The 5,506-nt window shown below is 54.3% G+C and carries 5 protein-coding genes; 1 reads left to right on the forward strand and 4 read right to left on the reverse strand.

Translation table 11 applies throughout. The features are described from left to right. From H8Q75_RS02865 to glgA, 4 genes are all read right to left on the reverse strand, one after another. A partial coding sequence (locus tag H8Q75_RS02865; protein ID WP_297040340.1) for a carbamoyl-phosphate synthase domain-containing protein occupies positions 1-468 on the reverse strand: 468 nt, incomplete at its 3' end. Positions 469-732: 264 nt separating this feature from the next. Then, positions 733-1,791, reverse strand: coding sequence for a heat-inducible transcriptional repressor HrcA (gene hrcA / locus H8Q75_RS02870; protein ID WP_297040342.1), 1,059 nt, complete (start codon positions 1,789-1,791; stop codon positions 733-735). Between the two features lie 113 nt (positions 1,792-1,904). After that, positions 1,905-3,203 carry a recombinase family protein gene (locus H8Q75_RS02875; RefSeq protein ID WP_297040343.1) on the reverse strand — a complete coding sequence of 433 codons (1,299 nt, stop codon included), beginning with the start codon at positions 3,201-3,203 and terminating at the stop codon, positions 1,905-1,907. Positions 3,204-3,240: 37 nt separating this feature from the next. Next, on the reverse strand, positions 3,241-4,665 hold the full coding sequence (gene glgA / locus H8Q75_RS02880; protein WP_024125688.1) for a glycogen synthase GlgA: 1,425 nt from the start codon (positions 4,663-4,665) through the stop codon (positions 3,241-3,243). A gap of 147 nt (positions 4,666-4,812) precedes the next feature. Here glgA and H8Q75_RS02885 point away from each other — a divergent pair. Then, the coding region (locus tag H8Q75_RS02885) for an aldehyde dehydrogenase family protein (protein ID WP_297040346.1) at positions 4,813-5,506 on the forward strand (694 nt) is incomplete at its 3' end.

The following is a 5,506-nucleotide window of genomic DNA, read 5'->3' on the forward strand; positions in this document are numbered from 1 at the left end:
ATTTTGTCCCTGCATACTGGGAGCGGCAAGGACTTTTTGCAGCAGTTCAACGGGGTCAAGGATTTCTGTGGAGATGCCGCCATTCATGGCACCCACGGTACGAATTTTGCGGGTGAGGGCGCGGGTGTCAATCCCATAAATTGCGGGAATTCGATGGGCTTTGAGGTAATCAGGTAACGATTGTTGCGATCGCCAGTTACTGGGAATATCACAGATATTGCGAGCAATAGCACCCCGCACTTGGGGGCGATCGGATTCATCGTCTTCGGGGGTGGTTCCTGTATTGCCCAACTCGGGGTAGGTGAATGTCACGATTTGACCATAATAACTAGGGTCGGTGAGCACCTCTTGATAACCCGTCATGCCGGTATTAAAGACCACCTCTCCAATAGCTGTCCCCGGTGCCCCAAAGGAAAAACCACGAAAGACTGAACCATCGGCGAGAACCAGCAAGGCGGGTGTAGGCATTTCAATATTCTCCAAGTGTCCCTAGGAAAGGCCAATAACTTATTGTGCCCGATCCAGCCAATGGTTGACCGCACAGGGTTTGCCCTTGTGTTTTCGGGAATGCCCATCCTCTTTAGGGCATGGGAGGGCAGCGGTGGCTGCTTTCCTCCTCGGTTGAGGAATTTGGCTTTAACCAGTATAGGGCTACCGGTTTTTTTGAGACTGGGCTGGCTCTCTGCCTACCTCATCCCCAAAAGCTCAGCCCCTTGCGGAGCTGAGGAGCACTCACCTATAGCGACTGACTTGCTCTGTTAAATAATCTGCCGCTGTGGCCACTAAGGGAATAATCTGGGCATAGGGCATCCGCGTCGGCCCTAGAATGCCAACGCTGCCTACGGGAGAGTCCCCATAGCAGTAGCAGGAATAGACCAAGGTACAGGACTGCATCGGCGCTAGGGTATTTTCACTGCCAATGCGGATTTGCACTTGGGAGGGAGCTTGGCTATCGCTACTGATCAGGGGAGCCAGTTGATCCTGTTGGTCTTCGAGAAGATGCAGTAGCATTTGTACCTGCTCCACTTGGGAAAATTCTGGCTGCTGGAGGACATCTGCAAGACCACTGATGACAAAGGAGGTCCTCTGGTGGCTGCAGCGATCGCTCAACTGCCGCAGTAGGGTCTGAAGCTGCTGGCTGTAGGCCTGAAACTCCAAATCCAGTTTTTGCCAGTCAATGGCACTGAATTCCACCAGCGATCGCCCCTGCAACTGATGATTGAGGAAGTTGGTCAGTACCTGTAGGGTGCGCTCCCGTAGTTCGGGATCTTCTTCCTCCTGGCCCAGTTGAATGAGCGCTGATTGGGTTTCGTAGGTATCCAGAACAAGAATTACCATCACCTGCTGCGCATCCAAAGCGACCAGTTGAATCACCCGAATTTGTCGCTCCAAAGAATTGGGCAGCGTGATTAGCGTAATGTAGCCACTGAGATCCGAAAGCAACTGCGCTGCTTGCCGCAAGATCACCTCAAGACGTTGTTGTCCCCAAATAAACCGCTCACTCAAGAGACTCTCGGCTTTGCGAGCTATATCGGGAATAGGCTGGATCAGTTCATCCACATAAACGCGATAGCCAGAATCGGAGGGCACCCGCCCGGCGGAGGTGTGGGGCTGGTAAAGCAGGCCGCTTTTCTCGAGGAGTAGCATCGTATTGCGCACGGTGGCTGGGCTGACGTTCAGGTTATATTCGGTGGCGATCGCCTTTGAGCCGACGGGTTCTGCCGTAGCAATGTAATGGTTAATCGTAGCGCCCAGAATTTGCTTTTGGCGATCGCTGAGTTCAATCGTCATAACTTCTTACACCTGCAATTTCTTATTGGTGTTTTTTATTTATCTATATCTATAAACTAATCTATATACCCTTCCCCTTTCAGCTCTCCAGCTAAGGGGGGCACTGGAAGTGGTTAAGGCCCACTGCCAATAGTGGGTTCCCAAATAAATTGTAAATGGACAGACCAAGGCTGTGGGGGGCGGCTGCTGACCTGTATGGCCTGTAAAAACTCCCGTAGATAAAAGCGTTGCTCTGCAGCTGAGAGTTGGTACCAAAATTGAGGCTGACCCAGGGTCACCGCCAGTTGCAAGAGATTGCTAGGGGGCAGTTGTGCCTGCTGTGCCTCAATGCGTGCCCGCTCCCCAGCCAGTTTATAACGGCGCAGTTGAGCCGTTTCCGCATCCAAGAGACCTTGGCCTTCTAGTTCCGTGAGTTGTTGCAGCTGCCTGTCAATGACTGCAATTTCGGTGGTGAGGGTTGACGATGGTAGGCAAAGTTCAGCGATCGCCGGCGGCAGGCGTTCGGCAATTTGATCAATCACAGCAGCCAGGGCAGCGTTGTAGGGAATGCTGCGACACTTCGGGGAAAGCGGACAGTGGAGGGGACGCAAATAGGCATATTGGCTGGGTTGGCGATAGGGCTGCACCTGAGTCCGGCCAAAGCGTTGCTGACATTCGCGGCAAATCACCAATCCCGCCAGAGGATGGGGAGCACTGGCACTGCGACGGGGTAGAGAGCGTTGGCGCCGCAACAGCCGATCCACCTGAGCCGCTTCATCGGGCCCAATCAGGGGGGCATGGGTCTGGGGAATCACGGTTTTTCCTTGGTAGTAAAGGTGGCCGCGATAGACGGGGTGGGTTAGCCAGCGCCGACCTGTGGCTACGCTAATCCGCTTGTGGTGAGTGTGGGCAATAAAGCGCACCGCCGCACTGAGGGAGCCATAGAGGAGAAAATGCTCAACAAAATCCTTGACGACACCAGCTGCCGCTCGATCAATCACATAGTGCTCTTTGCCTCGGCGATAGCCATAGGGGGCACGACCCGGCGGGGGACGGTGCTTGAGACGATTACGAGCGTGGTTGTGGCAGCGGGTTTGCTGGTGGAGTTGCTGCTTAACCTGATCCCAGAGGGACAAGAATTGATCTCCAGCGGGGGGGCGATCGCTCACGTAGCCTTCAGCGAGGGCAATCACGGTCATCCCTGCTGTCTCCAGTTGCCGCAGGCGATCGCTCACTTCCATCACCGTTTGGCCAAGGGCACTTAATTGCTGCAAGAGCCAATACCCAGGCACTAGCCGCTGCAACCAGTACCGCAACTGCGGCCGGGCGGCCTCCACATCCAGTACCCAGTGGTCAATCTCCTGTCCCCACACTTGGGGATCGGGTAGGGGCTGCCAGAGGGGGTCAATGTATTCGTAGGCAATAATAACCACACATTACATAGCCACGATATGGCCACGATATCAATGACTAGGTCATTGCCGGTACCAGCGTTGGACTAGGATTGGGCATGGTCTCCGGGGGCAATCCATAAATGGAATTATAGAGAGCATTGTAGGCGAGTGCCGATTTTCTCCAGCTAAAGTCCTCGCGCATACCCCGCTGCTGGAGGGCGTGCCACTCCCGTTTGTAGCGATACCCTTCCCATGCCCGCACTAGACAGGTGTAAAAGTCAAGGGGCTCATAGCGGTCAAAGCAGTAGCCCGTTCCGGTTTGCTGCTCAGGGTTGTGGTGGGAAACGGTATCCACAAGGCCACCGGTGCGGCGAACAATCGGCACGCAGCCATAGCGCAACGCAATCATCTGGGAAATGCCACAGGGTTCAAAGCGACTCGGCATAATGAAGGCGTCGGCACCGCCATAGATGCGCCGCGACAGGACATCACTGTAGAGCAACTGCACACTACAGCGCCCCGGAAACCGGGAGGCAATTTGCCACATCTGGGTTTCGTAGTAGCGATCGCCCGTCCCTAAAAGGACAAACTGGCTATCGGTATAGGCAAGAAAGCGATCTAAAATTTGAATCAATAGATCCAGCCCCTTTTGCTCCACTAGGCGGCTGACCATCCCCACCAAAAAAGCACCGGAGTTCACCTCTAGTCCCAGTTCCTCCTGGAGGGCAATTTTGTTAGCCTTACGCCGCTCTAGGGTGTCTGCGGTGTAGTTTTGGGCAAGGGCGCGATCGGTACTGGGATCAAAAAGCTCAGTATCAATACCATTGAGAATGCCAGAGAGCTTGCCGCTAATAAACGATAGCAACCCCTCCAATTTTTCGCCATATTCGGGGGTTTTAATTTGCTCGGCGTAGGTGGGCGAAACGGTATTGACACGATCGGCATACTGCACTGCTGCTGCCATTGTATTGTGCCCCTGCATGTACCACGGACACCAAGTAATTTGCTCTAGCCGCCACCGCCAAGGTCCTTGATAGGCCAAGTTATGGATTGTAAACACCGTGGTAATGTCGGGATCCTGATGCATCCAGACGGGGATCATGCCCGTGTGCCAATCGTGGCAATGGATAATCTGGGGCTTCCAGTAGTTCCAAGCAAATTCTGCTGCCCCATTGGCAAAGAAGGTGAACCGCCAGTCCTCATCTTCCCCATAGTAGATGCGGCGGGGATTAAAGCAGGGATGGCCAAAAAGGTAAAGGGGCACCTCCGACCCCGGCAACACGGTTTCATAGACATGGAACGTCTGGAACATGGCATGGCCAATCCAGATGGGCTCCTTGGGAATTTCTACCTTATCGGGCAAGAAGCCATAGTAGGGCATAAAAATGCGCACATCATGTCCCATGCGGCGTAACACCTTGGGCAGAGCGCCAACCACATCCCCCATGCCCCCCACTTTCGCCAGTGGTGCCGCCTCAGCAGCAACAAATAGAATTCGCATGATCCTCCTAAACCTGTTTTTTGGCCAATTCTAGGGCAACGCAATTGCCGTTAACCTACCACAAGTGCGGGACAATTTGGCGTACGATCGCCCTTAAGTATCTCTGCTGATGTGTTTTTTGATGTGTCTTTGGAATTGAGAACCCCTATGACCGATTCTCCGCTCCTGCAACGGGTCAAAGAAGTTCATGAGCAGGCGCGCCGGTTGGCCACGCTGGATGCCGCTGCCCGCAATGGGGCCCTAGAACAGGTGGCCTGTGCCCTTGAGGAGGCGCGGGAGGAGATTCTGGCGGCCAATGCTGCCGATTGTGAGCAGGCCAAGGCCAATCAGCTCAATTCTTCTCTCTATGCTCGCTTGGAACTGAGTCCCAGTAAACTAGCGGCGGCGATCGCGAGCGTACGTCAAGTTGCTGCCCTCCCGGATCCCCTTGGCCAGCGTCAACTCTATCGAGAATTGGATAGGGGGCTAATTCTCAGTCGCGTCACCTGTCCCCTTGGGGTGCTAGGGGTGATTTTTGAGGCGCGTCCTGATGCAGTAGTGCAGATCGCTTCCTTGGCGATTAAATCGGGGAATGGCGCCATTCTCAAGGGAGGACAGGAGGCCAGTCGCTCTTGCCAAACGATTATGCAGATTATTCATAGGGGGCTAGAGAAGTCGGCAGTGCCCGCGGGGGCGATCGCCCTCCTCACCCAGCGATCGGAGATCAGCGAACTACTGCAACTGGATCAGTGGGTTGATCTAATCATTCCGCGAGGTTCCAATGAATTTGTGCGTTATATCCAGAACAACACGCGGATTCCGGTGCTGGGTCACGCCGATGGTCTTTGTCATCTCTATGTGG

This window comes from Thermosynechococcus sp. OHK43 (assembly GCF_014466085.1).
Classification (GTDB): Bacteria; Cyanobacteriota; Cyanobacteriia; order Thermosynechococcales; family Thermosynechococcaceae; genus Thermosynechococcus.